Source organism: Hymenobacter psychrophilus (genome assembly GCF_900107135.1).
Taxonomy (GTDB): Bacteria; Bacteroidota; Bacteroidia; order Cytophagales; family Hymenobacteraceae; genus Hymenobacter; species Hymenobacter psychrophilus.
In genome coordinates this window covers 16,919-40,500 of sequence record NZ_FNOV01000005.1, presented here as the reverse complement: position 1 = coordinate 40,500, position 23,582 = coordinate 16,919, and the positions used below count along the sequence as shown (strand labels likewise).

The 23,582-nt window shown below is 59.8% G+C and carries 22 protein-coding genes; 11 read left to right on the top strand and 11 right to left on the bottom strand.

Annotated elements, in window-relative coordinates; genetic code table 11:
* The first annotated feature begins 11 nt into the window (after positions 1 to 11).
* The 5 genes from lptC to recJ all read left to right on the top strand — a co-directional run bounded on the left by lptC (position 12) and on the right by recJ (position 7,172).
* A complete protein-coding gene (lptC, locus tag BLW21_RS08565; RefSeq protein ID WP_175470907.1) occupies positions 12 to 620 on the top strand; it encodes an LPS export ABC transporter periplasmic protein LptC in 609 nt (202 codons plus the stop codon).
* The gene (locus BLW21_RS08560; protein ID WP_092739044.1) at positions 617 to 904 is read left to right on the top strand and encodes a hypothetical protein; all 288 of its coding nucleotides are present in this window, start codon (positions 617 to 619) and stop codon (positions 902 to 904) included. The genes lptC and BLW21_RS08560 overlap by 4 nt, the downstream gene beginning before the upstream one ends.
* A gap of 133 nt (positions 905 to 1,037) precedes the next feature.
* A complete protein-coding gene (locus BLW21_RS08555) occupies positions 1,038 to 3,167 on the top strand; it encodes a peptidylprolyl isomerase (RefSeq protein ID WP_245711848.1) in 2,130 nt (709 codons plus the stop codon).
* Positions 3,168 to 3,491: 324 nt separating this feature from the next.
* On the top strand, positions 3,492 to 5,306 hold the full coding sequence (locus tag BLW21_RS08550) for a tetratricopeptide repeat protein (RefSeq protein ID WP_092739043.1): 1,815 nt from the start codon (positions 3,492 to 3,494) through the stop codon (positions 5,304 to 5,306).
* Between the two features lie 96 nt (positions 5,307 to 5,402).
* Positions 5,403 to 7,172 (top strand): single-stranded-DNA-specific exonuclease RecJ, encoded by a 1,770-nt coding sequence (recJ, locus tag BLW21_RS08545; RefSeq protein ID WP_092739042.1) that lies wholly within the window; start codon positions 5,403 to 5,405, stop codon positions 7,170 to 7,172.
* 132 nt (positions 7,173 to 7,304) lie between these two features.
* Here the strand turns inward: recJ and BLW21_RS08540 are convergent, their stop codons facing one another.
* Together BLW21_RS08540 and BLW21_RS08535 are read right to left on the bottom strand one after the other, a co-directional pair.
* Positions 7,305 to 7,793, bottom strand: coding sequence for a hypothetical protein (locus BLW21_RS08540; protein WP_092739041.1), 489 nt, complete (start codon positions 7,791 to 7,793; stop codon positions 7,305 to 7,307).
* Positions 7,794 to 7,951: 158 nt separating this feature from the next.
* Positions 7,952 to 8,311, bottom strand: coding sequence for a DoxX family protein (locus tag BLW21_RS08535; protein WP_092739040.1), 360 nt, complete (start codon positions 8,309 to 8,311; stop codon positions 7,952 to 7,954).
* A gap of 139 nt (positions 8,312 to 8,450) precedes the next feature.
* On the opposite strand from BLW21_RS08535, the gene BLW21_RS08530 reads away from it, so the two are divergent.
* The 5 genes from BLW21_RS08530 (at position 8,451) to BLW21_RS21095 (ending at position 13,873) form a co-directional block, all read left to right on the top strand.
* Positions 8,451 to 10,289: a M61 family metallopeptidase gene (locus BLW21_RS08530; RefSeq protein ID WP_092739039.1), complete on the top strand. Its 1,839-nt coding sequence runs from the start codon at positions 8,451 to 8,453 to the stop codon at positions 10,287 to 10,289.
* A 161-nt stretch (positions 10,290 to 10,450) separates the two neighbouring features.
* On the top strand, positions 10,451 to 11,182 hold the full coding sequence (gene lptB, locus BLW21_RS08525) for an LPS export ABC transporter ATP-binding protein (RefSeq protein ID WP_092739038.1): 732 nt from the start codon (positions 10,451 to 10,453) through the stop codon (positions 11,180 to 11,182).
* A gap of 243 nt (positions 11,183 to 11,425) precedes the next feature.
* Positions 11,426 to 12,952: a GH3 auxin-responsive promoter family protein gene (locus BLW21_RS08520; protein ID WP_092739037.1), complete on the top strand. Its 1,527-nt coding sequence runs from the start codon at positions 11,426 to 11,428 to the stop codon at positions 12,950 to 12,952.
* A gap of 34 nt (positions 12,953 to 12,986) precedes the next feature.
* Positions 12,987 to 13,463 (top strand): toxin-antitoxin system YwqK family antitoxin, encoded by a 477-nt coding sequence (locus tag BLW21_RS08515; protein ID WP_092739036.1) that lies wholly within the window; start codon positions 12,987 to 12,989, stop codon positions 13,461 to 13,463.
* 218 nt (positions 13,464 to 13,681) lie between these two features.
* Positions 13,682 to 13,873, top strand: coding sequence for a hypothetical protein (locus BLW21_RS21095; protein WP_139255136.1), 192 nt, complete (start codon positions 13,682 to 13,684; stop codon positions 13,871 to 13,873).
* Between the two features lie 86 nt (positions 13,874 to 13,959).
* Here BLW21_RS21095 and BLW21_RS08510 read toward each other — a convergent pair whose 3' ends face one another.
* The 6 genes from BLW21_RS08510 to BLW21_RS08485 all read right to left on the bottom strand — a co-directional run bounded on the left by BLW21_RS08510 (position 13,960) and on the right by BLW21_RS08485 (position 18,410).
* Entirely contained in the window at positions 13,960 to 14,730 is a 771-nt protein-coding gene (locus BLW21_RS08510) for a TIGR00266 family protein (RefSeq protein ID WP_092739035.1), read from the bottom strand.
* A gap of 63 nt (positions 14,731 to 14,793) precedes the next feature.
* On the bottom strand, positions 14,794 to 15,156 hold the full coding sequence (locus BLW21_RS21495) for a hypothetical protein (protein WP_175470906.1): 363 nt from the start codon (positions 15,154 to 15,156) through the stop codon (positions 14,794 to 14,796).
* A 158-nt stretch (positions 15,157 to 15,314) separates the two neighbouring features.
* Entirely contained in the window at positions 15,315 to 16,856 is a 1,542-nt protein-coding gene (gltX, locus tag BLW21_RS08500; RefSeq protein ID WP_092739034.1) for a glutamate--tRNA ligase, read from the bottom strand.
* A 204-nt stretch (positions 16,857 to 17,060) separates the two neighbouring features.
* On the bottom strand, positions 17,061 to 17,672 hold the full coding sequence (locus BLW21_RS08495; RefSeq protein ID WP_092739033.1) for a pentapeptide repeat-containing protein: 612 nt from the start codon (positions 17,670 to 17,672) through the stop codon (positions 17,061 to 17,063).
* Entirely contained in the window at positions 17,672 to 17,866 is a 195-nt protein-coding gene (locus BLW21_RS08490; RefSeq protein ID WP_092739032.1) for a hypothetical protein, read from the bottom strand. The genes BLW21_RS08495 and BLW21_RS08490 overlap by 1 nt, the downstream gene beginning before the upstream one ends.
* Before the next feature lie 154 nt (positions 17,867 to 18,020).
* A complete protein-coding gene (locus tag BLW21_RS08485) occupies positions 18,021 to 18,410 on the bottom strand; it encodes a RidA family protein (protein ID WP_092739031.1) in 390 nt (129 codons plus the stop codon).
* A gap of 66 nt (positions 18,411 to 18,476) precedes the next feature.
* On the opposite strand from BLW21_RS08485, the gene BLW21_RS08480 reads away from it, so the two are divergent.
* A complete protein-coding gene (locus BLW21_RS08480; protein ID WP_092739030.1) occupies positions 18,477 to 19,142 on the top strand; it encodes a 3-hydroxyacyl-CoA dehydrogenase family protein in 666 nt (221 codons plus the stop codon).
* Between the two features lie 115 nt (positions 19,143 to 19,257).
* On the opposite strand, the gene glmS is transcribed toward BLW21_RS08480, so the two are convergent.
* The 3 genes from glmS to BLW21_RS08465 all read right to left on the bottom strand — a co-directional run bounded on the left by glmS (position 19,258) and on the right by BLW21_RS08465 (position 23,556).
* Positions 19,258 to 21,096 (bottom strand): glutamine--fructose-6-phosphate transaminase (isomerizing), encoded by a 1,839-nt coding sequence (gene glmS / locus BLW21_RS08475; protein ID WP_092739029.1) that lies wholly within the window; start codon positions 21,094 to 21,096, stop codon positions 19,258 to 19,260.
* Positions 21,097 to 21,209: 113 nt separating this feature from the next.
* Positions 21,210 to 22,760, bottom strand: a complete 1,551-nt coding sequence (locus tag BLW21_RS08470; RefSeq protein ID WP_092739028.1) for a DUF4270 family protein — start codon at positions 22,758 to 22,760, stop codon at positions 21,210 to 21,212.
* Positions 22,744 to 23,556 (bottom strand): glycogen/starch synthase, encoded by an 813-nt coding sequence (locus BLW21_RS08465; protein WP_092739027.1) that lies wholly within the window; start codon positions 23,554 to 23,556, stop codon positions 22,744 to 22,746. Before BLW21_RS08465 ends, BLW21_RS08470 begins: the two co-directional genes overlap by 17 nt.
* Between the last annotated feature and the right edge of the window lie 26 nt (positions 23,557 to 23,582).

Below are 23,582 nucleotides of genomic sequence, written 5' to 3'. Positions count from 1 at the left end.
TTCCTCCAGATATGAAGTCAGCAGAATGGATACCGGGGTGGCTGGTGCTGAGTACGGCACTGCTGGCTGCCGGCTGCCACAAAGCCGAGGAGGCCCCGACCAAGGTTATCGACTACCAGGGCCCCACCGTGGAAACCCGCAACGTGCTGCTTTTGTACAGCGACTCGGCCCGGTTGCGGGTGCGCCTGAAAGCCCCCTTGGAGCAGGGCTTCGAGTCGGGCGACCGGGTGTATCCCGAGGGGGTGGCGCTGACGTTTATGGATCAGGAGGGCAGGGCGGTAGCGAACACGATTACCGGCAAGTACGGCCGCTACCAGCGCAACCAGAACCTTTTTACTATTCGCGGCGACGTGCGCGTAACCAATGTGCCCAAGCAGCAGCGCATGAATACTGAGGAGGCCTTCTACGACCAAAACAAGGCCAGCATCTATACCAAGCCCGAAACTGCCATCAAGGTGACGACGCCCACCGAGGTGCTGACCGGGCGGGGCCTGACGGCCAACCAGGATTTTTCGCGCTACCGCATCCTAACGCCCACCGGCGTGTTTACGATGCAGGAGGACGCTCCGGCTCCCGCCGCCACTGTTCCGCTTTCCACCGACCCCGCCCCGCAGCCATGAAACGATTCTGGGACCCAGGTATCAGCCAGACCATTCTGTTCGTCTTCGGCGCGTTTACGTTCGTAGTGGCCGCGTTCCGCACGCTGGCTACCGGCGGCCTCGACGGCCTCTACGACAACTACTGGCTGTTTATGGTGTCGTTCGGCTGTATCATCTGGCTGCGCTACCTGCGCCAGCGTCAGAAGGAAGCTGACCTGCGGGCCGAGGACGCGCGGCTGGCCGAAATCAAGAAAGTAAACCGCAAAGTCGGCAAGCCGAACAACAAGCCCAAGAGGCGCAAATAGCGGCCCGGGGCCCGTTGTACCGGGCCGGGGCATTGCGCTTTACCTATCTGACAGAGAATGTACCAAATGACCAGCATTTTTGGTTATTTTGCGCTTCATTCACCATTTTCTACCCGCGCTTTTTTTCAAGTTCATGGCATTAATTAATACAATCCGCGAAAAATCGGGCTGGGCCGTTGGCGCTATCGTCATCGGACTGCTCCTGTTTATGGTGGGCGGCGACCTGTTTACGGGGCAGAACAGCTTCTTCGGCCGCAACGACCGCTCGGTGGGTGAAATTGCGGGGCAGAAAATCGACTACGACGAATTCAACGCTACCCTGGAGCAGGCCAAGCAGTCCTTCATCCAGCAGCAGGGCCGCCAGCCCGACGAGCAGGCCATGGGTTACCTGCGCGAGCAGGCCTGGAACCAGCTGCTCTACCGCATTGCCTTCCAGAAGCAGTTCGATAAGCTCGGCCTCACCGTTTCGGACGACGAGCTGACCGATATGGTGCAGGGTACCAATGTGCATCCCAGCATCCGCCAAGCATTCACCGACTCGACCGGCCAGTTTGATGTGCTGAAGGTGAAGGAGTACCTGCGCAACCTCGACAAGATGGACCCGCAGGCACAGGCTGCCTTCGCCTCGTTCGAGCAGAACCTGCGCCCCGAGCGCTTGGGTCAGAAATACACGAACCTGCTCAAAATGAGCACCTACGTAACTTCGGTGGAAGCCAAGCGCTTCAACGAGGGCCTGCAAGCCCAGGTGGGGCTGCGTTACCTGTACGTGCCCTACTTCGCCCTCTCCGACTCGAGCGTGAAAGTGACCGACGAGCAGCTGCAGGCCTACATCGATAAAAACCAGGGCCGCTTTAAAGTGGAAGACGGCCGCAGCCTGGAGTACGTGACCATCCCGGTAACGGCTTCGGTGGAAGACAGCACTGAAATCGGCAAAACGGTGAACGAGCTGGCTACCCAGTTCGCTTCGGCCCCCGCCGACTCGGTGTTTGTAAAGCTCAACTCCGACAACGCCACCGCCCCGGCCTACCTTTCGGCCGCCGATATGCCCGAGAAGTTACGCGAGCAACTGCCGCTGCAGGAAGGCAAAGTGTACGGCCCCTACGCCGAAAACGGCACCTACTCGCTCTATAAGGTAACGGGCCAGAAAACCGGTGCCCAAGCTGCGGCCCGCGCCAGCCACATCCTCATCAAGACCGACGGCGCTACGCCCGAAGCCGAGGCTGCTGCCAAGGCCAAGGCTACGGAAGTGCTCGGTAAGATTAAAGGCGGCGCGAACTTCGCCGATATGGCCCGCCAGTACGGCTCGGACGGCACCACCGCTACTGGCGGCGACCTGGGCTGGTTCCAGCAGGGCCGCATGGTACCTGAGTTCGAAAAGGCCGTGTTCGGCGCTTCGGCGCTCGGCCTGCTGCCCAACCTCGTGAAAACCTCGTTTGGCTACCACATCATCAAGGTAACCGCCGTGCCCACCAAGCAAACCTACCGCGTGGCTACCGTGCAGAAAACCATTCAGCCCACCGAAAGCACCCGCGACGCAGCCTATAACAAGGCCCAGGAGTTGAAAGGCCAGTCGGCCGACCTGGAGTCGTTCCGCAAGGCAGTAGCCGCCGATAAGAACCTGCAGAAAGCCGAAGCCAAGAACCTCGGCCGCGGCGACCAGGCCGTAAACAACCTGCAGGAAGCCCGCGCCCTGGTGCGCTGGGCCTACGGTGCCGACGACTCGGAAGGCCCCGGTGCCAAAGCCGTGGGCGACGTATCGCGCGTGTTCGAAATCGGCGACACTTATGTGGTGGCCGTGCTGACCGGCGAACGGAGCAAGGGTACGGCCGACCTGGCCAGCATCAAGCCCGAGATTACCGCCCTGGTGCGCAACGAGCTGAAGGCTGAGCAGATCAAGCAGAAACTGAGCGGTGCCAAGGGCACGCTCGAGCAGATGGCCCAGGCCTACGGCCCCACCGCCCAGGTAAAAACCGCCGACAACGTGGTACTGGGTCAGGGCATGATTGCCGGCGTTGGCAGCGAGCCTACCGCCGTTGGTCGCGCCTTTGGTTTGAAAGTAGGCCAGAAGTCGGCCCCGATTGCCGGCGAGCAGGGCGTGTTTGTGGTAGAGCCCACCAGCATGCAGCCTGCCCCGCCAACGACTGATGTAGCCGCCGCCCGCCAGCAGCTCACGGCCCAGCGCGTGGCCCGCACCGACGGCCTCATCTTCGAGGCCCTCAAGCAGCACGCCGACGTTAAAGACAACCGCGCCAAGTTCTTTTAAAGCGTAGAACATAGGTGACGGAGCAGCGCGAACTGCTTGTCATCCTGACGAAGGAAGGACCTTATCCTGCAAGACCGACCAGAATGCTGGTTTAGTTTTGCAGGATAAGGTCCTTCCTTCGTCAGGATGACAGTATCTTTAAGCTAGTACCCAGCGCAATTCTCAAGCCCGTACACCCTTCTGGTTCAACTGGCTCGCCCTCTCCTTTTTCGGAGAAGGGGCCGGGGGGGAGGTACCACGTGAGAACAACTATCCGAAATTCAGTTCCGGCACTTTCCCGCCGTCTCAACTCGTTAGCTCTGCATGAAGAATCAGTTGCGTGGAATGATACGCCGAGCCGGCCTGCTGGCGCTGCTGACGGCCGCCGCCCCGGCCGCCCGGGCCCAGGCGCCGGCCGAAGACAGTAGCATTCAGCTGGCCCGCGAGTACGAGCGCAAGGGCGAGCACGAGAAGGCCGCCTACCTGTTCGGCCGCCTGCGCACCGATGAGCAGACGGCCCCCAACGTGCTGCCCGACTACCTGGCCGCCCTGCAGGGCCTCAAGCGCACCAAGGACGCCGAGAAGCTGGTGAAGCGCGCCATCAAGCAGCGCCCCCAGGACCAGCCGCTGGGCGTGACGCTGGGCCTGATTTCGGCCACTGCCGGCGACTCGGCGGCGGCGGGCAAGCAGTGGGAGCGGGTCGTGCAGCAGCTCAACCCCGACCAGGTGGTGCCCGTGGCTACCAGCTTTCAGCAGGCCAACCTGCCCGCCTGGACCACCCGCACCTACCTGCGCGGGCGGCAGCTGGCGGGCAACGAAACCGAGTACGCACCCCAGCTCATCCAGCTCTATACCCGGCAGGGCCAGACCGATAAGGTGCTGGTGGAAACCCTGCGCCTGGTGCGCGATGATGAGCAGCAGCTGCCCTTCGTGCGCAACATGCTCCAGAACAATCTGCAGGACGAGGCGGCCTTCGCCACCCTCGAAAAGGAGCTGCTGACGCTGGTGCAGCGCAACCCCGACCGCGCTGTATACAGCGAGCTGCTGCTGTGGCTGCAGGTGCAGCGCCGCGACTTTACCGGGGCCCTGGTGCAGGCCAAGGCCCTCGACCGGCGGGCCCGCACCCAAGGCCGCCGGGTGCTGGAGGTGGCCGAAATTGCCCGCCGTAACAAAGACTACGAAAGTGCCATCGAGGGCTTCGAGTACGTTACCCGCGAGTACGCCGGCCAGCCCTTTTATGCCCTGGCCCGCCAGCGCCTCGTGCAGGCCCGCGAAGACCAGGTGCGCACCACCTACCCGGTAAACCAAGCCCAGCTGCGGGGTCTGCTGAAAGAGTACGAGCAGGTGCTCACCGACCTGGGCCGCACGCCCGAAACGGCCCCCGTGCTGCGCAGCATGGCCGCGCTGCTGGCCTTCCAGCTGGGCGAGCAGGCGCCGGCCATGAAGCTGCTGGAGGAGGTAATTGCCCTGCCCCGCGCCAGCAGTGATGTGGTGGACCAGGCCAAAATTGACCTGGCCGACATTTACGTGCTGCGGGCCGAGCCTTGGGAAGCCACTCTCCTGTACTCGCAGGTCGAGAAGTCGCACAAGGACACGCCGCTGGGCTACGACGCCAAGCTGCGCAACGCCCGCCTCAGCTATTTCGCCGGCGACTTCAAGCTGGCCAAGTCGCACCTCGACATCCTCAAGCAGGCTACCACCCGCGAAATTGCCAACGACGCCATGCAGCTCAGCCTGCTCATCACCGACAACACTGCCCAGGACACGGCTGGCGTGGCCCTGCGCGACTACGCTACTATCGAGCAGCTGGTGTTCCAGAACAAGCTGCCCGAGGCCCTGCGCGGCCTCGACGCGCTGCTGGTAAAATACTCCGGCCACGCCCTGCAGGATGAGGCCTGGTACCTGAAGGCCCAGCTGCTGCGCCGCACCAGCGACTACGCCGGAGCCCTCAGCACCCTGGAGCGCATTACCAGCAACCCGAAATACGATGTGCTCAGCGACGACGCCCTGTTTCTGGCCGCCAGCATTCAGCAGGAAAACCTGCAGGACCGCGAAAAGGCCCAGCAGCTTTATCAGCAGCTCATCACCAAATACCCCGGCAGCATCTACGTGGCCGAAGCCCGCAAGCGCTTCCGCCAGCTGCGGGGCGATGCGCTGTAAGACTAGGAATTCGACCGGATTCGTGCTACTCTGTGGTCGTTTGGGTACTTTTGAAGAAGGCCTGCTTTCACGGTCTGTTTATTACCCGCTGCAACGATGCTAGAGAAACGATGGATTCGCAAGCCGGCACCCGAGGCGGCGCAGGTGGCGCACCTGACCGAGGCGTTGCGCGTGAACGAGGCCATTGTGCGGCTGCTGTGCCAGCGTGAAATCGGTACTTTCGAGCTGGCCCGGGCCTACTTCCGGCCCGACCTTACCCAGCTGCACGACCCGCTGCTGATGCGCGACATGGACCGCGCCGTGGCCCGCCTCGTGCAGGCGCTGCATGGGGGCGAGCGGGTACTGGTGTATGGCGACTACGACGTGGACGGCACAACCTCGGTGGCGCTGGTCTATAGCTACCTGCTCCGGTTTTTCGGGCCGGCTCGCATCGAGTACTACATTCCCGACCGCTACAAGGAGGGCTACGGCGTGTCGGAGGCGGGTATTGATTTCGCGAAGGAGAACGACTTCCAGCTCATCATTGCCCTCGACTGCGGGGTGAAATCGGTGGACAAGGTGGCCTACGCTAATGAACTGGGCGTGGACTTTATCATCTGCGACCACCACTTGCCGGGCGCCGAGCTGCCGGCTGCCGTGGCCGTGCTCGACCCCAAGCGGGCCGACTGCGAATACCCGTTCAAGGAGCTGTGCGGCTGCGGCGTGGGCTTCAAGCTGATGCAGGCCTTCACCGAGCACCAGGGCCTGCCCGAAGACGACCTCTACGAGTTGCTGGACCTGGTAGCCGTGAGCATCGCGGCCGACATTGTGCCCATTTACGGCGAGAACCGCACGCTGGCTTTCCACGGCCTGCGCCTGCTCAATGACCGCGCCCGGGCCCAGCGGCCCGGTTTCGAGGCCCTGCGCGAGCTGGCTGGTCTGGGCAACACCGAGCTGAGCATCACCAGCCTGGTATTCGGCTTCTCGCCCCGCATCAATGCCGCCGGCCGCATGGGCGACGCCAAGCGCGCCGTGGCCATGCTGCTGGCCGACAGCGCCGAACAGGCCAAGGAAAAGGCCGGCGTAGTCGACAAGACCAATCAGGAACGCCGCGGCGTCGATACCATCGTTGCGAGGGAGGCACTGGCCATGATTGAGGACGATGCTGCGCTGCAAACCGCCAGCAGCACCGTGCTTTTCAAGCCGGACTGGCACAAGGGCGTGGTGGGCATTGTGGCCTCGCGCTGCATCGACAAGTATTACCGGCCTACCATCATCCTCACCGAGAGCAACGGCAAAGCCACTGGCTCGGCCCGCTCGGTGGTGGGCTTTGATGTGCACCAGGCCATTGAGGAGTGCGCCGAACTGCTCGACCAATATGGGGGCCACATGTACGCCGCCGGCCTCACCATGCCGCTCGAAAACGTGACGCTGTTCCAGGAGAAGTTCGAACGCATTGTGGCCGGCCGCATCCGGCCCGAGCAGCTCATTCCGCCCGTCGATATCGACTGCACCATTGCCCTCAGCGACATTACGCCCTCATTCTACAAGCTGCTGAGCCAGATGGAACCCTTTGGCCCCGGCAACGCCAACCCGGTGTTCGCCTCCGAAAACGTAACCGCCGCCCCCGACTCGGCGCGCATCGTGGGCAACTCCCACCTCAAAATCGCCCTCACCCAGGACGGGGGCCGCCACCGCCTCGAAGCCATTGGCTTCGGCATGGGCGACCATCTGGAGCGCATCCAGGGGGGCGAGCCGTTCAGCGCCTGCTACAACGTGGAAATCAATGAGTACCGCGGTGTGAAGTCCTTGCAACTGAAGTTGAAGGATATCCGCTGGGAAAGCGATTTGGTGGCTGAAGTGGCCAGTAGTCAGGAAGCTGGTTGAATTGACGAAACGAGGCGGCCGAACGACTACTCTGGAGCGTTGCTGCAGGTTAGTCGTTCGGCCGCCTCATTTTGCTGGGCCAAGCAGTACGTGAGTGAAAATGGCCTACTCAGGCGGCTAGCTGCGCAGGTCCTACTTTATCGTGGTGGGTAGGACGTATTGGGTCTTCTTCCAGCGCAAATAAGTATCAGGCAGATACTCGCCATATTCAACGGCCTGAGCGGATGCCGCGCCGGCTGCTTTGCCGGTGCTGTAGTCCAGCCGTAGATAGGTGAGCTGTCCATTCACGGTGCGCTGCTGCATGCTTTTCGTGCCGTAGGTATAGGCGATGAATGCTTCTTCGATATTCCCATTGAAGAAAAATACCCGCTTAATTTCCCAGAGAGGTCGTTTAGTGTCTCCTGCGGCGTAGCCCGTGAGGCGTTGCCGCCGCTTGCCTGCCCGCGGGGTCTGGGTTTTAATGCGGCTGGTCTGGGACTCAAGTCGCGCCCGAAACGCGGTGGCTGCCTGCAGCAACGAGTCGCGGGCAGCGGTGGTGCGGGGGGCATCCGTAACCACCTGAGCAGAAGAATGAAACGACCCCAATAGGAGCAGCCCGAAGAGTAGAGCTTTGGAAATCATAGATAAATGGAGAAAAAGGGCGGCAGATAAATGCGAACTGCGCCGCTACAAAAAAAGCGCCGTTTCTGCCCATGCCAGCGGCTCGCAACTGGCAGAATCAGCCAATTTATTGACAGATAAATAGATAAAAAACGCTATAACTGAATTTTATCCCTACCTCACCGCCGTACCCACCATACCCAGGCTATCAGCACCAGCTGCAGTGGTAGGCGCAGCCAGAGCGCCCATTCGGGAACAGTTAGGCCGGCGCCGTGGCTTTGCAGCATGTACACGTTGGCCGGAAACACGGCTACGAGCAGCGCTATGAGGCCCCAGGCGGCCCAGCGGCGGGTAGCGGGCACCAGCAAACCCAGCGCCCCGGCTATTTCAGCGGCGCCGCTAAGCTGCACCAGCAGCAGCGGGTGGGGCAGGTAAGGCGGCACGATGCGCACGAACCCGTCGGGCCGTAAAAAGTGCATAATACCCGCCGTGAGGAAAAACAGGGCCAGCAGCAGACGGCCGGTTTCTTTTAGATTCATATGTTGGAGCTACAAGCTGTCAGCCACAAGCGGCAAGCGAGGAAGGGTGTAAAGGAACGTCATTCAGAGCAAAGCGAAGAATGACGTTCCTACACTACGTACCTTCGTCAGGGCGTTAGCCTATCACTCTATTTGCTATATGAAATTCCTTCCCCTGGCCCTTGGCCTGACCCTAACGGCTGCCACTGCGGCCCTGGCCCAGCAGCCCGCCGGGTACCGCGTCAACCTCGATTTCGCTCACGTAGCCAACGACCGGGTGAAAGTGGTTATCCAGACGCCCATTATGCAGGAGGAGCAGGCCACATACGTGATGCCCTCGGTGGTGCCCGGCTCGTACTCCAAAAAGGACTATGGCCGCTTCATCACCAGCTTCAAGGCCTTCGATAAGAACGGCAAGGTCCTGAAAGTACGTAACGACGGCCCCAACCTGTTCGTCATCAGCAACGCCCGGCAACTGGCCCGCCTCGAATATCTGGTCGATGACACCTGGGATGCCAAGCAGGACGACCAGTTCATCTTCCAGCCCGGCGGCACCAACATCGACGCCGGTCGCAACCTCACACTCAATCACTACGGTTTCTACGGCTACTTCGAGGGCTACAAGCTGCAGCCCTACGAGGTAACCGTTGACAAGCCCGCCGATCTGTATGGCGCCACCGCGCTGCCCGTGCGCCGCGTGTCGGCCACCCGCGACGTGCTCACGGCGCCCGACTACGTGACGCTGGCCGACGGCCCCGTATTCTACGCCCGGCCCGATACGGCCAGCTTCAGTACCGGCGGGGCCCGCATTTCGGTGGCGGTGCTGTCGGAAACCGGGGCCGTGAAGGCGGCCGACCTGAGCCGGATGCTGCGGCCGATGTCGGAGGCGCTGACCACGTATTTTGGCCAGATGCCGGTGCCGCGCTACCAGTTTCTGTTCTACTTCCCCAGCCTGAATTCGCCGCTCAGCAGCGAAAAGGGCGGCTACGGCGCCATGGAGCACAGCTACTCCTCGCTCTACTTCCTGCCCGAAATACCCGACCCCGCCCGGCTGCAGAGCATGGTGCTGGAGGTGGCCTCGCACGAGTTTCTGCACATGCTGGCCCCGCTCAACATCCACTCGCGCGAAATCGGCGACTTCGACTTCCGCAACCCCAAAATGTCGCAGCACCTGTGGCTGTACGAGGGCATAACCGAGTACGTAGCCCAGCAGGTGCAGGTGCAGGCCGGCCTGATTTCGCCCGCTGAGTTTCAGGCGCGCATGAAGGGCAAAATTGATAAGGCCGACACCTACGGCCCGCCGGTTTCGTTTACCGAGATGAGCAAGCGCATCTTGGAGCCGCCCTACAAGGACATGTATGAAAACGTGTACAACAAAGGCGCACTGCTGGGCTTGCTGCTTGATATCCGGTTGCGCGAGCTGAGCCAGGGCCGCCAGAGCCTGCGCGACGTGCTGCTGGCCCTGCGTGAGAAGTACGGCCCCACCCGCTCGTTCGACGACGACGCGCTCATCCCCGAAATCGTGGCCCTCACCAACCCCGAAATCGGCACGTTCTTCCGCCGCTACGTGCAGGGCGCCGAGCCGCTGCCGCTGGCCGAGTACTTCGGCAAGATGGGCTGGCGCTACCAGCCCACGGCCCCGGCGCGCATCCAGGCGTTCGGCAAGCTCGGTTTCGCCTACGACCAGAGCCTGGACCAGTTCCGGGCCGCCCAAACCCAGGCCGACCAGAACGTCTTTGGCGTAGCCGAGGGTGACGTTATTGTGGCCGTGGACGGTCAGGCCCTGACCATGCAGAACGCCGAGCAGCTGCTGCGCCCCTTGGTAGAGCCCGCCACGGCGGCCGCCGTGCGCCTCAAGTTTCGGCAGGGCAAAGGCCCGGTGCAGGAGCGCGAGGCCGTGCCGCGCGAGTTCGAGGTAGAAGTGAAAAACCTGGTCGAAACTGTGCCAACCGCCACGCCCGCCCAGCAGCAGCTCCAGAACGCGCTGCTGAAAGGGTAAGGAGAAGAACCTGTCATCCTGAGCGGAGCGAAGGATCTTCGCGCGTAAGAACGGCACTCGTTGCTGCGACTTGTTCTAGCGTGAGAGGATCCTTCGCTCCGCTCAGGATGACAGTACCTTTGCCTATTCTCCTCATCATCCGTTCACACATTCCTCCCCCGATGATACTCCGCGCTGAACACCTGGTAAAGAAGTACAAGGCCCGCACGGTGGTCAACGACATGAGCCTGCACGTAGAGCAGGGCGAAATTGTGGGGCTGCTCGGGCCCAACGGGGCGGGCAAAACCACCTCGTTCTACATGACGGTGGGCATGGTGAAGCCCAACGCGGGCAAGGTATTTCTGGATGACCGCGACATCACCAAGCTGCCCATTTACCAGCGCGCCCGCCTCGGTATCGGCTACCTGGCCCAGGAGGCGTCGGTGTTCCGCGACCTGACGGTGGAGGAAAATGTGCTGTCGGTGCTTCAGATGACTGACATGCCCAAGCAGGCCCAGCGCGACAAGGTGGAGGAGTTGCTCAACGAATTCAGCCTGACCCATGTGCGCAAAAACCTGGGCCGGGTACTGAGCGGCGGCGAGCGGCGGCGCACCGAAATTGCCCGCGCTCTGGCCGTCGACCCCAAGTTTGTGCTGCTCGACGAGCCCTTCGCCGGCGTCGACCCGATTGCGGTGGAGGAAATACAGGGCATCGTGTCCAAGCTCAAGCACAAGAACATCGGCATTCTTATCACCGACCACAACGTGCAAGAAACCCTGAGTATCGTCGACCGCGCCTACCTGCTCTTCGAAGGGAAGCTACTGAAAGCCGGCACCGCCGAAGAATTAGCCGCCGACGAAATGGTGCGCCGCGTGTACCTGGGCAAGCATTTTGAGTTGAAGCGGAAAGTCTGATCAATAGAGCTTAGTGCGTCGGTGCTAGTGCTTAGGATTTGGGGGAACGTCATGCAGAGCGAAGCGAAGAATCTCGCGTGCAATGGTATAACCTGATAGCAGGAATACTGTGGCATGCGAGATTCTTCGCTTCGCGCTGAATGACGTTCTTTGCTGACAACTAGCAACTGACAACTAGCAACTGACAACTAGCCGCCAACTACTATCAACTAGGCTCTAATAACGAAGCACTAAGCACAACCAATGATTGGCACTGTTCTGACCTGGGCCGTGCAGCGCCGGCTGGCCAGCATCGAGCATTTCCGTCGCCACCCCCACGAGGTGCAGCAGCAGTTGCGCCAGGACCTGTTGCGCACGGCCCGCGCCACCGACTGGGGCCGCCGCTACGGCTACGCCGACGCGCCCTCGGCCCGCGAGTTTGCCCAGCGTGTACCCGTGAGCAGCTATGAGGAGCTGTATCCGCAGCTGGAGCGGGTGCTGCTGGGCGAGGCCGATGTGCTCTGGCCCGGCCGGGTGCAGTGGTTTGCCAAGAGCAGTGGTACCACCAATGCCCGCAGCAAGTACATCCCCGTCACCCGCGAGTCGCTGCACGAGGGCCACTACCGCGCCGGCCGCGACATGACGGCCCTGGCCACCCTGCACTACCCCGACTACGATGTATTGGGGGGCAAAACCCTGTCGCTTGGTGGCACCCACGGCCCCAATCCGCTCCGTCCCGAAGCCCCCGATTCGCGGGCCGGCGACGTGTCGGCCGTTATTATGCAGAACCTGCCCGCCTGGGCCGAATTCATCCGGACCCCGCCGCTGGAGCTGGCGTTGCTGGATGAGTGGGAGGAGAAGATTGAGCGCATTGCCCGCCACGTACTAACGGCCGATGTGCGGGTGCTGGCTGGCGTGCCTACCTGGATAATTGTGCTGCTGCGCCGGGTGCAGCAGCTGGCCGGCACCACCAATTTGCACGCCATCTGGCCCCGGCTGGGCCTGTTTCTGCACGGCGCGGTGGCCTTCGGACCTTATCGGGAACTGTTCCGCCAGCTCATCCCGAGTTCAAAAATGCACTACCTCGAAGTCTATAATGCCTCCGAGGGCTACCTGGCCCTGCAGGACGAACCGGATTCCGAAGACCTGCTGCTGCTGCTCAACCACGGCATCTACTATGAGTTTCTGCCCCAGAGCCAGTGGGACGAAGCCGCGCCCCAGGCCATCGGGCTGGATGAAGTGGAACTGGGCCGTACCTACGCGCTGCTCATCAGTACCAACGCCGGCCTGTGGCGCTATAAAATCGGCGACACGGTGCGCTTCACCAGCCTTTCGCCCTACCGCATCCGCATCTGCGGGCGCACCAAGCACTTTCTCAATGCCTTCGGCGAAGAGGTGGTGATTGAGCATGCCGACGCCGCCCTGGCCGCTGCCTGCCGGGCCACCAACACCACTGTCGGCGACTACACGGCCGCGCCCATCTACTTCGCCGAGGGGCCTGGCAGCTCGCGCGGCAGCCACCAGTGGCTCATCGAATTTACCCGCCCGCCCGCCGACTGCGCCCACTTCACAGCCGTGCTCGACGATACGCTGCGCCAGCTCAACTCGGATTACGACGCCAAGCGCCACCGCGACCTGGCGCTTACGCTGCCCACGCTTACGGTGGCCCCGGCCGGCACCTTTGGGCGCTGGTTGGCCAGCCGGGGGAAGCTTGGGGGGCAGCACAAGGTGCCCCGCCTGAGTAATTCCCGCGAGTTACTCGACGAAATCCTTTCACAACTAAATAATTAGTTGTAATTATCGGCAGGACTTCTCTTTTCCTGCTATGCTCCTTATTCCATTTTTACGCCTACTGTTGTTGGGCGCGGTCCTGAGTACCCTCGCCGGCTGTGCCCGTGCGCCCATTGGGTTCTGGTCGCGCAACCGTTTCGACCAAAGCGAGTTGCGGCATGGTCCCTGGCGCGGCTACCTCGATGCCCGGGAGCAACACCTGCTTAGCAAGGGCCGCTACCGCCATGGCCACGAGGTGGGCCGCTGGCAATATTTCGGTGCCACCGGCCTGCCCGAGCGTACCGAGCGGTTTCACGGCCGCTCCGCCGACCTTATTACACTGACCCTGTATCATCCCAATGGTCAGGTAGCCAAGCGAGGGAAGGCACGTTACCTGACTACGGCCGCCGCTGACCGGTTCTTCTGGTTCGGTGAATGGCGCTGCTACGACACAACGGGCCGCCCATTACCTTCCGAATTCTACGTGGGTGGCATCCGGGTTGGTACGCCCTTGGTGCCGCCAGGCAATTGAGCTGCCAGGCGGCAGAAGGCAGGATAGGATTATAAGTCGGCAACTGCATGGGCAGCTGCCAAGACGAGAAATCCACTAAGGTGTTACGGTACGTAAGTTAAGCCCAGCCATACCTATCCTGCCAAGCGTTATCCAGATGGCTGCTGGTTGTATTATAAGCAGATAAATGCGTATGTTTCGCTCCGCTCTCGCCCGAACTGCCATCTGAACTCCCGCCCATGTCTACTACTACAGCTGCCACCGTTGCTTCTACCAGTCGCCGTCGTCGGCGTTCTGGCAGTTATGTCCGCCTGGAAGCCGAGAAAAAAGCCGAAAGTCGTGCCAACTACGTTACGGCTGGCATATTAGGGGTAGTTATGGTAGCGCTGCTGATTAGTCTGGGCATTATTGCCTTTGGACTGGCTGGCTGATTCTCGAGTTGAATGTAAAGCAGTCGTCGCGCAGCAGCCGGGGTGCCATTACCCCGGCTGCTGCGCGACGACTGCTACGTACTAGCCTACTCCTGGAATAGACTCCCGAGTAAGCCCCCGCTTTCCTTGCCGGCGTTGCCGCTGGTCGGGGCCAGGGCCTGGATGAGTTTTTTCACGGGCATCGACTGCAGCCATACCCGACCCGTGCCGCGCAATGTGGCCAGCATCAGCCCTTCGCCCCCAAAAATCATGGATTTCAGGCCGCCGGCGCGGGCGATGCTGAAATCGATGCCCGGCTCGAAGGCTACCACGCAACCGGTATCTACGCGCAACAGCTCGTTGTTAAGGCGTTTCTCGATAATGGTGCCACCCGCATGCACAAAAGCTTTGCCGTCGCCGGTTATCTTTTGCAGAATGAATCCTTCGCCCCCGAAAAAGCCCGCTCCCAGCTTGGAATTGAGGTGCAGGCTGATCTTGGTGCCCCGGGCGGCAGCCAGAAAACCGTCCTTCTGAACAATCAGGCCCTGCGGCAACTCGCGCAGGTCGAGGGCGATGATGGTGCCGGGATAGGGAGCCGAAAAGGCTACGTGGGCCTTGCCCGTACCACCACGGTGGGTGAAGTGCGTCATGAACAGCGACTCGCCCGTGAGCAACCGTGAGCCGGCCGAAAACAACTTGCCCATCAGGCCCTGATTGACTTCTGAGCCGTCGCCCATTTTGGTCTCAAAGGCAATATCCTCGGTCATATACACCATGGCCCCGGCTTCGGCAATCACTGTTTCGTTGGGGTCAAGCTCTACTTCGAGCACCTGAATATCGTTGCCGAGGATTTTGTAGTCGATTTCGTGAGACTGCATAGCGAGGTCTGGCTGTTGGCGGAAAGAAGGTCAAGTATAGCGAAAGATGAATGAACTGTGGGCCTACTCGTCCTCGTCGTCCGTTACCTCGTCTTCATCCACCTCTTTGCCTTTTGCGTTGGCCTTAGGCTTCTTGCTCTTGGCCTCGGTGCTGCTGCGGCGCACGAAATCCTCCTCCGATTCCTCCACTTCTTCAATTGGCAGGTCGTCCTCCTCTTTCTCGCCAAAGGCCCCGTCGCGGTTCACTAGCTTTTTGTCGCGCACGTGGCGGTTCAGAAACTTGTTGATATCCTCGATGGAGTAGTTGGAAGTGATTTCGCCCAGCGGGTTCACCTTGATTTCGAAGCCCTCAAGCTCCTTATGAACCCGGGCTTTCTTCTCGGGCTCTTCTTTTTTGCTTTTCGATTTAGCGGGTTTCTTGGCCATAGTACAGGGGCGGAGGAGATAAAATGACGGGCGCGGGCTTAAGCCTTACGCCTTGTAAGTACGCAGCCGTTCGTACGAAGGATATGCCGCTGCCCTGATGAAAAAGCCCACCCGACAAACTGTCGGGCGGGCTTTTACCTGTTGGCAAACCGTAAACGCTAGGCCGCGGGCAGGGCCGCTACGGCTGCCTGAATCCGCTCGGCGGTTTCCTGCGGACCCAGGATGTGCATGATGTGCATCAGGTCGGGGCCGGCACCGGCGCCGGTTACGGCCACGCGCAACGCCTGCAACACCTGCCCGATTTTGAGGCCCTGGCTTTCCACCACCTGCGTCAGGAGTGCCTTAATCTCGTCGGGCGAGGCATCGGGGGTGGTGGGCAACTGGGTGGCGAATTCGGCCAGCGTGGCGGCTACTGCCGGGTTCCACTTCTTGCTGATAACCTGCTCGTCGTAGCTGGTGGGCCGTTCGAAGAACAGTTGGGCTTCCTGGGCCAAATCGGCCGGGAAAGTGGCGCGCTCTTTTACCAGGGCCGCAATCTGGGTGGCTTTGTCGGCCGAAACTTCCCGGCCCTGCTTCTGCAGGTCGTCGATGAGGTACTGGGCCAGTTCGGCATCGGGCTTGGCGCGCAGGTACTGCTCGTTGTACCAACGTACCTTGTTCTGGTCGAAGCGGGCCGGCGACTTGCTTACGCGCTCAATCGTGAAGTTCTCAATCAGCTCGTCCATGGTAAACAGCTCCTGGGGTGTACCGGGGTTCCAGCCCAGAAAGGCCAGGAAGTTGATAAACGCCTCGGGCAGGTAGCCGGCCTCACGGTAGCCGCTGCTCACGGTGGGCTGGCCCTCGGCGTCGGTGCCGTGGAATTCCAATGGGAACACCGGGAAACCCAGCTTGTCGCCGTCGCGCTTGCTGAGTTTGCCGGTGCCGTCGGGCTTGAGCAGCAACGGTAGGTGGGCAAACTGCGGCATGGTGTCTTCCCAACCCAGGTAGCGGTACAGCAGCACGTGCAGCGGCGCCGAAGGCAGCCACTCCTCACCCCGGATAACGTGCGTGATTTCCATCAGATGGTCGTCCACGATGTTAGCCAGGTGGTAGGTTGGCATGCCATCGGACTTCATCAGCACCTTGTCATCAATAGCCGACGAATGCACCACCACCCAGCCCCGGATCAAATCCTGGAAGCGCACTTCCTCCTTGCGGGGCACTTTCAGGCGGATAACGTAGGGCGTGCCGGCGGACAGTAGCTGCTCGGTTTCTTCGGCGGGCAGCGTGAGCGAGTTGCGCATCTGGGCCCGCGTAATGCTGTTGTACTGCGGGTTGGGCACTTTGGCGGCCGTCAGGCGGGCGCGCATGGCGTCCAGCTCTTCGGGCGTATCGAAGGCATAATAGGCGTACCCGTCCTTGATGAGTTGGTCGGCATACTGGCGGTACATGGGCTTCCGCTCGCTCTGGCGGTAGGGCGCGTGGGGGCCGCCCTGCTCGATACCCTCGTCAATCTCGATACCGCACCAGCGCAGCGCGTCCATAATATACTGCTCGGCGCCGGGCACAAATCGGTTCTGGTCGGTGTCTTCGATGCGCAGCAGCATCTTACCGCCCAGCTTGCGGGCCAGCAGGTAGTTGTATAGCGCGGTGCGCACGCCGCCGATATGCAGCGGGCCGGTGGGGCTGGGCGCAAAACGCACCCGTACTTCTCTTTCCATACGTTCGTTGTGCGGCTTTATTCAGATTGAGAAACCGCGCTGCAAAGGTACGAAAGGTGAGTTGGTGAAATAGCGAAAGAACTGTCATTCCGACGGCGGAGGAATCTGGGCCGACATTACCGAACGATTTTGTTCAATGGCTGCACTCAAATTCCTCTCTCCTTTCAAGTCGCGTAATGGCAGGATGACAACTCTTTCACCGGTTCACTCCACCACTAATCCGAATTTCGTCAGCAGGCCCGGTAGGCTTTCGAGGGCGAAGCGGGTGCCTTTCACTTCGTTGAGGGCCGGGTCGAGTTGGAGGTGGCGGGCGGTGCATAGGTCGGCACCCGCCAGCTTTGTGTTCTCAAACAAGGTGCCTGTCAAGTCGCAGTCGGCAAAAACGCTCCCGGTTAAGTCGGTATCGGCGAAATCTGCCTCTCGTAGCGAGCAGCCTTCGAAGCGCGTACCGGCCATCTGTTTGCCCCCGAACAAGGCGTAATCGAGCTGACAACGGTCGAAATGCACCCCGAAAAGCAGGTCGCGGCAGGCGGTGAACTGCAGGCCCAGCAACTTGCAACCATCGAAAGCCACATTTTGCAGACTGGTATTGGCCAACGAGGCCCCGGCCAGGTTACAGGTCTCGAACAGGCAGTCGGTGAACCGCCGGCCAGCCAGATCAGCCTGGCTTAAATCGAATCCAATAAAATGAAATTGCTCGAACTCGCTCAGCCCCACCAGCGCTGGCGGCAGTGCTCTGGTAAGCACGTTTTCGAGCGGAAAGTAGTCGGGCCGCACCAAGGCTTTGGCTGGTTTACGGGCAGTAGGGCGGCGCATTATTCCCGATTTCTGAAGCCCAGCCAGAGCCCCAGGCCCAGCAGTACCGCGCCACCCTTAATAGCCCAGGCCACCGTTGGGCCCCAGGTATACATCCAGTCGAGCAGCGGAAACCGGAAGTTGGCTGGTAGCAACAGGGGCGCTATCATGGCAACCAGCCCCGCGCAGAATAGAAAGATGCCCAGCTCGCGCATGAGGTGAACTATCGAATTAATGAAACGAGAGATTGGCTATTCGGTAAAACAGCCTGACCTGGTAATTCGGCGAACCGAAGGTGCAGGTAAAAAAGGATTTCTGAGCCGTTTGGGCCGCGGGGCTTTCAGAACGTCAGCTCACTGCCTCAGCACTTTAGCCCTCCACCGCCACGCATGAAATTTCTACCTGCACATCTTTGGGTAGGCGGCTCACTTCCACGGTTTCGCGGGCAGGAGCGTAGTCGGCGTTGAAGTAGCTGCCGTAGATGTCGTTGATGAGGCCGAAATTGCCCAGGTCCTGCACGAAGATGGTACACTTCACAATATGGCGCATCGAAAGGCCAGCGGCCATCAATACGGCCTGCAGATTGCGCATTACCTGGTGCGTTTCAGCTGCCACGTCGCCGTTGCCCACCAGTTGGCCGGTGGCCGGGTCGAGAGCAATCTGACCCGAAACGTACACGGTGCCGCCAGCCCGGATAGCCTGGCTGTAAGGACCGATAGGAGCGGGGGCCTGGGGTGAAAAAACGACGGTATGAGCCATAGGTAAGGTAAAAACGAGGTGGGTAAACGAAAGAACTATCTTTGGGCTAAAGTAAGCCGAAAATCTATGCATCTGTTTATCGTGGGCGGCGAAACCGTCGAAACCGAGTTGCGCCGTAAGTTTGGCGAGGCGCACCACTACGACTTCTGCCCCGCCACCGCGCCCGACCTGACCGGCCGCCTCGCCGCCGCCGATGCGGCTTTCGACCTGCGCAGCTGGCCCGAACTGCACTACGAACAGCCTCGCCAGCCCCTGTTCTACGATACTACCGCCCGCAGCCTGGCCCAGCTCTTCCACGACGAAGAGCCGCCCTTCGGCCCCGTATTCGGCCTCTGCGCCCTGCCCACGCTCCTCGACCGGCCCCTGCTGGAAGTAACGCTCCTCGATCCCGCCACGGCCACCGTGCTGGCCGACCTCTGCGCCAACCTGGGCACCGAATACCGCCTCGTAGCCGACCGTGTGGGCCTAGTAACGCCGCGCATTGTGTGCATGATTATCAACGAAGCCTGCTACACGCTTCAGGAGGGTACGGCTTCGGTACAGGACATTGACCTGGGTATGAAGCTGGGCACCAACTACCCGCATGGCCCCTTCGAGTGGGCTAATGCCATGGGCATAGCGCGGGTGTACGAAACGCTGGAAGCCCTCTACCAGGACACTCATGAGGAGCGCTACAAGGTATGCCCGCTGCTGAAAACGATGTATCTGCGCGGCGAGCCATTCACGCTGTAAGACGAAGCTACATGGCTTCCCCAACGCAAACTGCCGCTCCGGAAGCTTCCGGAGCGGCAGTTTGCATATAGTCAGGCTGCGGGCATTCATGCTCGCAACCAACACTTCAATAATACTATTCTACTGTTACCGACTTAGCCAAGTTACGGGGCTGGTCGACGTTGCAGCCGCGCAGTACGGCAATATGGTAAGAAAGCAGTTGCAGTGGAACTACCGACACGAGCGGCATCAGTACTTCGCTGGTAGCAGGCACCTCAATCGTAAACTCGGCCATGGCCGGGATGATGGTGTCGCCCTCGGTTACCACGGCAATAATACGGCCTTTGCGGGCTTTTACCTCCTGAATATTGCTCACTATCTTCTCGTAAGAGCTGTCCTTGGTGGCAATTACCACCACCGGCATGTTCTCATCGATGAGGGCAATGGGGCCGTGCTTCATCTCGGCGGCAGGATAACCCTCGGCGTGGATATAGCTGATTTCCTTGAGCTTAAGCGCGCCTTCGAGAGCCACCGGGAAGTTATAGCCCCGGCCTAGGTACAGGAAGTTGGTAGAATCCTTGAAGATTTCCGCAATCTGCATGATTTCGGTATTCAGTTCCAAGGCCTTTTCTACTTTGGCTGGAATGGTTTCCAACTCCACCATCAGCTCGCGCAAACGGGTGTCGGTAAGCGCGCCACGCTTATGGCCCACAATCATGGCCAGCAGCGTGAGCACCGTTACCTGGGCCGTAAAGGCTTTGGTCGAGGCTACGCCAATTTCGGGGCCTGCGTGGGTGTAGGCACCTGCGTCGGTGGCGCGAGCAATGCTACTGCCCACCACGTTACAAATGCCGAAAATGGTGGCACCGCGGCTCTTAGCCAAATCGAGGGCAGCCAGCGTGTCGGCCGTTTCACCGCTCTGCGAAATAGCAATTACGATGTCGCGCTCCGTAATAACGGGGTTGCGGTAGCGGAATTCGGAGGCGTACTCCACTTCCACCGGCACCCGGGCCAAGTCTTCGAGCAGGTACTCGGCCACCAAGCCGGCGTGCCACGAAGTACCGCAGGCTACAATCAGGATACGGTCGGCATTCACAAACTTGCGCTCGTAGGCCCGCACGCCCCCCATGTTCAAATGGCCGGCTTCCAGTTCCAGGCGGCCGCGCATCGAGTCGAGGATGGAGCGGGGCTGCTCGAAAATCTCCTTTAGCATGAAGTGCTCGTAGCCGCCCTTCTCAATGCGGTCCAGCTCCAACTCCAACTTCTGGATGTAGGGCGTCTGCTTCACATCCTCGCGGCTACGCAGGTCCATTTCGCCGTCCTTGATAACCACCAGCTCGTAGTCGTTCACATACACCACATCGCTCGTGTACTCGATGATTGGCGTAGCGTCGGAGGCCAGGAAAAATTCGTTCTCGCCGATACCTACTACCAGCGGCGAGCCTTTGCGGGCCGCGATGAGCTGACCAGGGTTATCCTTGCTCAGTACCACAATAGCGTAGGCACCTACTACTTCGTGGAGGGCTAGCCGTACAGCCTGCTCCAGCGAGCCTTGGTTTTTCTTCTGAATCTCCTCAATCAGATTCACGAATACTTCCGTGTCGGTATCAGAGTGAAATACATGGCCCTGCTGCTGCAAATGCTCTTTGAGAGCAGCATAGTTCTCAATGATACCATTGTGAATGATGGCGATGCGCTCCGAAGTAGAGTAATGCGGGTGGGCGTTCACGTCGTTTGGCTCGCCGTGGGTAGCCCAACGGGTGTGGCCCATACCGATATTAGCATGCGTATTTTTCTCCGCAATGAAGCCCTCCAACTCGGCTACTTTGCCTTTCTTTTTATATACGCTAAGCGTTTCGCCATCAAGTAGCGCCACGCCAGCCGAATCGTAGCCGCGGTATTCGAGCCGATGCAGGCCTTTAAGAATGATGGGGCAGGCCTCGCGGTACCCGATATAAGCAACAATTCCGCACATAGTGGTTGACGGTATTCTGAGCCGGAGCTCGAAGAGAAAAAAGTTTGAGACAAAAGTAGGGCGACACTGGCAAAGGCCGTGCCGCCCTAAGGCCGATGAAGGACTATTACTCCTTACTGAAGTTTGGAATAGTATACGCGCAACCGGATGTTGTTGGCATCGAGCTGGGCACGGTTCAGGTTTAGGTTAGCTACTGTACCACTTTGCTGCGGTAGCAACAGCCCTTCGCTGTTGCGCAGGGCTGGTGAGAGTAGCAAGCCCGAAGGCCGGTCCTCTCCCGTGTTGAAGCGGTTCTGCAGGAAAACCTGCAGGTATTTGGTGATGCTGACCGTATAGAACTGGGTTGGATTTTGTCCGAATGGAACCAGCACTGGCGCTGGATAGCCCACTCCAGTAGAAGAGGGCAATACGAGCGCGCCACTGCTGAGCTGAACCGGCTCATCCTGCTGCACCAAGCGGTCGATGGTTGAAGCTCCGCTCTGGCGCGTCAGAATCTGGTTGGTGTCATTGACCTCATACAGGTAGAGGGCAGAAGGGTAGGGGAACAAGCCGTTACTGAGCTGCCGAACCGGAATAAGTAGTTCGGCCCGGTTGATGACCAACGTGGGGTTGTTGCGTAGGGAATCCAGCTCTGGGCCTGTAAACTCCAGCCGGGTGTTCAGCCCCGTGCCTTCCTGCACGTATGTCAGGCCGTTGGTTCTTGCGGCTGTCAGCGGATTCTGGGGCGTTAGGCCAGCCAGCGCACCCCCGGTAAAATCGGTAGTGAGTTGGGTGAAATAGCGCCCATCAGTGAAGGAGCCAGCCTGCGTCGGGGGGGCAATGTTAGCCAAGTAGATGGAGTAGCTGCGCCGCTTTCCTTCAGTACCAGTACGGAAGTAAAACGTAATCACATTAATTGTCCGACTGGCCGCACGCGGAATGCCTATTATGTTACCCGAATGGCTCGCGCTGGGCTGTAGCAGCACCCCTTTCCAGAGCCCGTCGAGCGTACTCTGGTTGAAGGCGGCGTTCGAGGTCATGGCGGCAAAAACCGAACTTACCAGTGGCGCAGTACCACCCGGTTTAAGCAACGGAATCCGAATAGTACGCTGGGGCGAAGCCACGGTGATGACATCCGGGGAGTTACTAGTCGGTAGCTGTATGATATTGTCGCGGTTGAGCACGGCTGCAAAGCTGCTCACCAGCGGCGCATTCGTTTCTACCGCAGTAGTCGAATTATACACCGTCCGTTCATCAAGCGCCTGCTTTAAAGGCAGTACATCAAGCACCAACGGCTGGGTGGCCGAACCATACACTTGGTCGAATGTAAGGCTGAACACCGCCGAATCGAGGCGGGCATCAGTGAATTTGGCCGGCAAGGAATCCAGCGGCGAAAGTGCTGGCAGCACCAGCAGGTTCAGGGCGGCGGCGGCGGTGGTAGTGCCCACAAATGAGTCGCGTATGCGGCCCACCAGTGCGCTGTTGGCCTTCACGGTTTGTACCACTGGCTGGCGCACCGTAGAAGCCTTGACCGACAAATCGAGGTAAGTAGCCGAAATGGGCGACGTGCCGGGTAGTTCTAAACCCAGGTCGGTAGCTTTTTCGCAGCCGCTGGTCAGGCCCAGCAGTGTAATCCCGAGCAGGGAAACCGACGCAAGTCGGCCGGCGCTAGTTGGCCAGTTCATTATAGAGCGCGTAGTAAGAGGTCAGCAGGTCGTCGTCGGCGGCAACCTGTTCAATTTGCTTGTTGGTTGAATATTCGGTGAACAGCGCTTCCATGTTTTCGCTGAAATCTTCGTCTGATTTCACCACCATATCGGCGTATTCCATACCCATTTTGATGAAGCCGCCGAAATCGGCCGTCTTCAACGACGCGAGCATGTCGTCATCGATATCGAGCATCTTGGCCTTCTCCACAATATCGGCGTCGAATTTGAAGTCAAATTCGTTGCTGTAAATCGTGAACACTGACTTGGCATCCTTGAAAATCGGGTCCTTTTTGTAGGTCGTTTTCAGATACATCGGAATCAGGCCCGTCATCCAGTCGTTGCAATGCACGATATCGGGCGCCCAGCCGAGTTTTTTAACCGTTTCGAGTACACCTTTGCAGAAAAAGATGGCTCGTTCGTCGTTGTCGGAATGAAATTTATCGTTCTTGTCGACCAGTACCGATTTGCGGTGGAAATAATCCTCGTTATCAATAAAGTATACCTGCAGCTTGGCGTTGGGGATAGAAGCTACCTTAATAATGAGGGGCTTTTCGTCTTCGCCCACGGCAATATTGATGCCCGAGAGGCGTACCACTTCGTGCAGTCGGTTTTTCCGCTCGTTGATAATGCCAAAACGGGGTACAAAAATGCGGATTTCCATCCCCATTTCCTGCATTCCCTGCGGCAAGCGCCGCAAAAACTCCGCTACCTTGGTGGTCTGCAAAAACGGATCAATTTCCGTGGCAGCATAGAGTATTTTCAACTTCGACATAAATGGTCAGTTGGAGTTATTGAAGG

What these genes read in the sequence shown, in the direction of transcription:
- lptC (WP_175470907.1), top strand. Translation starts at nt 12, where the DNA reads ATGAAGTCAGCAGAATGGATACCGGGGTGGCTGGTGCTGAGTACGGCA.
- BLW21_RS08560 (WP_092739044.1), top strand. Translation starts at nt 617, where the DNA reads ATGAAACGATTCTGGGACCCAGGTATCAGCCAGACCATTCTGTTCGTC.
- BLW21_RS08555 (WP_245711848.1), top strand. Translation starts at nt 1,038, where the DNA reads ATGGCATTAATTAATACAATCCGCGAAAAATCGGGCTGGGCCGTTGGC.
- BLW21_RS08550 (WP_092739043.1), top strand. Translation starts at nt 3,492, where the DNA reads ATGATACGCCGAGCCGGCCTGCTGGCGCTGCTGACGGCCGCCGCCCCG.
- recJ (WP_092739042.1), top strand. Translation starts at nt 5,403, where the DNA reads ATGCTAGAGAAACGATGGATTCGCAAGCCGGCACCCGAGGCGGCGCAG.
- BLW21_RS08540 (WP_092739041.1), bottom strand. Translation starts at nt 7,793, where the DNA reads ATGATTTCCAAAGCTCTACTCTTCGGGCTGCTCCTATTGGGGTCGTTT.
- BLW21_RS08535 (WP_092739040.1), bottom strand. Translation starts at nt 8,311, where the DNA reads ATGAATCTAAAAGAAACCGGCCGTCTGCTGCTGGCCCTGTTTTTCCTC.
- BLW21_RS08530 (WP_092739039.1), top strand. Translation starts at nt 8,451, where the DNA reads ATGAAATTCCTTCCCCTGGCCCTTGGCCTGACCCTAACGGCTGCCACT.
- lptB (WP_092739038.1), top strand. Translation starts at nt 10,451, where the DNA reads ATGATACTCCGCGCTGAACACCTGGTAAAGAAGTACAAGGCCCGCACG.
- BLW21_RS08520 (WP_092739037.1), top strand. Translation starts at nt 11,426, where the DNA reads ATGATTGGCACTGTTCTGACCTGGGCCGTGCAGCGCCGGCTGGCCAGC.
- BLW21_RS08515 (WP_092739036.1), top strand. Translation starts at nt 12,987, where the DNA reads ATGCTCCTTATTCCATTTTTACGCCTACTGTTGTTGGGCGCGGTCCTG.
- BLW21_RS21095 (WP_139255136.1), top strand. Translation starts at nt 13,682, where the DNA reads ATGTCTACTACTACAGCTGCCACCGTTGCTTCTACCAGTCGCCGTCGT.
- BLW21_RS08510 (WP_092739035.1), bottom strand. Translation starts at nt 14,730, where the DNA reads ATGCAGTCTCACGAAATCGACTACAAAATCCTCGGCAACGATATTCAG.
- BLW21_RS21495 (WP_175470906.1), bottom strand. Translation starts at nt 15,156, where the DNA reads ATGGCCAAGAAACCCGCTAAATCGAAAAGCAAAAAAGAAGAGCCCGAG.
- gltX (WP_092739034.1), bottom strand. Translation starts at nt 16,856, where the DNA reads ATGGAAAGAGAAGTACGGGTGCGTTTTGCGCCCAGCCCCACCGGCCCG.
- BLW21_RS08495 (WP_092739033.1), bottom strand. Translation starts at nt 17,672, where the DNA reads ATGCGCCGCCCTACTGCCCGTAAACCAGCCAAAGCCTTGGTGCGGCCC.
- BLW21_RS08490 (WP_092739032.1), bottom strand. Translation starts at nt 17,866, where the DNA reads ATGCGCGAGCTGGGCATCTTTCTATTCTGCGCGGGGCTGGTTGCCATG.
- BLW21_RS08485 (WP_092739031.1), bottom strand. Translation starts at nt 18,410, where the DNA reads ATGGCTCATACCGTCGTTTTTTCACCCCAGGCCCCCGCTCCTATCGGT.
- BLW21_RS08480 (WP_092739030.1), top strand. Translation starts at nt 18,477, where the DNA reads ATGCATCTGTTTATCGTGGGCGGCGAAACCGTCGAAACCGAGTTGCGC.
- glmS (WP_092739029.1), bottom strand. Translation starts at nt 21,096, where the DNA reads ATGTGCGGAATTGTTGCTTATATCGGGTACCGCGAGGCCTGCCCCATC.
- BLW21_RS08470 (WP_092739028.1), bottom strand. Translation starts at nt 22,760, where the DNA reads ATGAACTGGCCAACTAGCGCCGGCCGACTTGCGTCGGTTTCCCTGCTC.
- BLW21_RS08465 (WP_092739027.1), bottom strand. Translation starts at nt 23,556, where the DNA reads ATGTCGAAGTTGAAAATACTCTATGCTGCCACGGAAATTGATCCGTTT.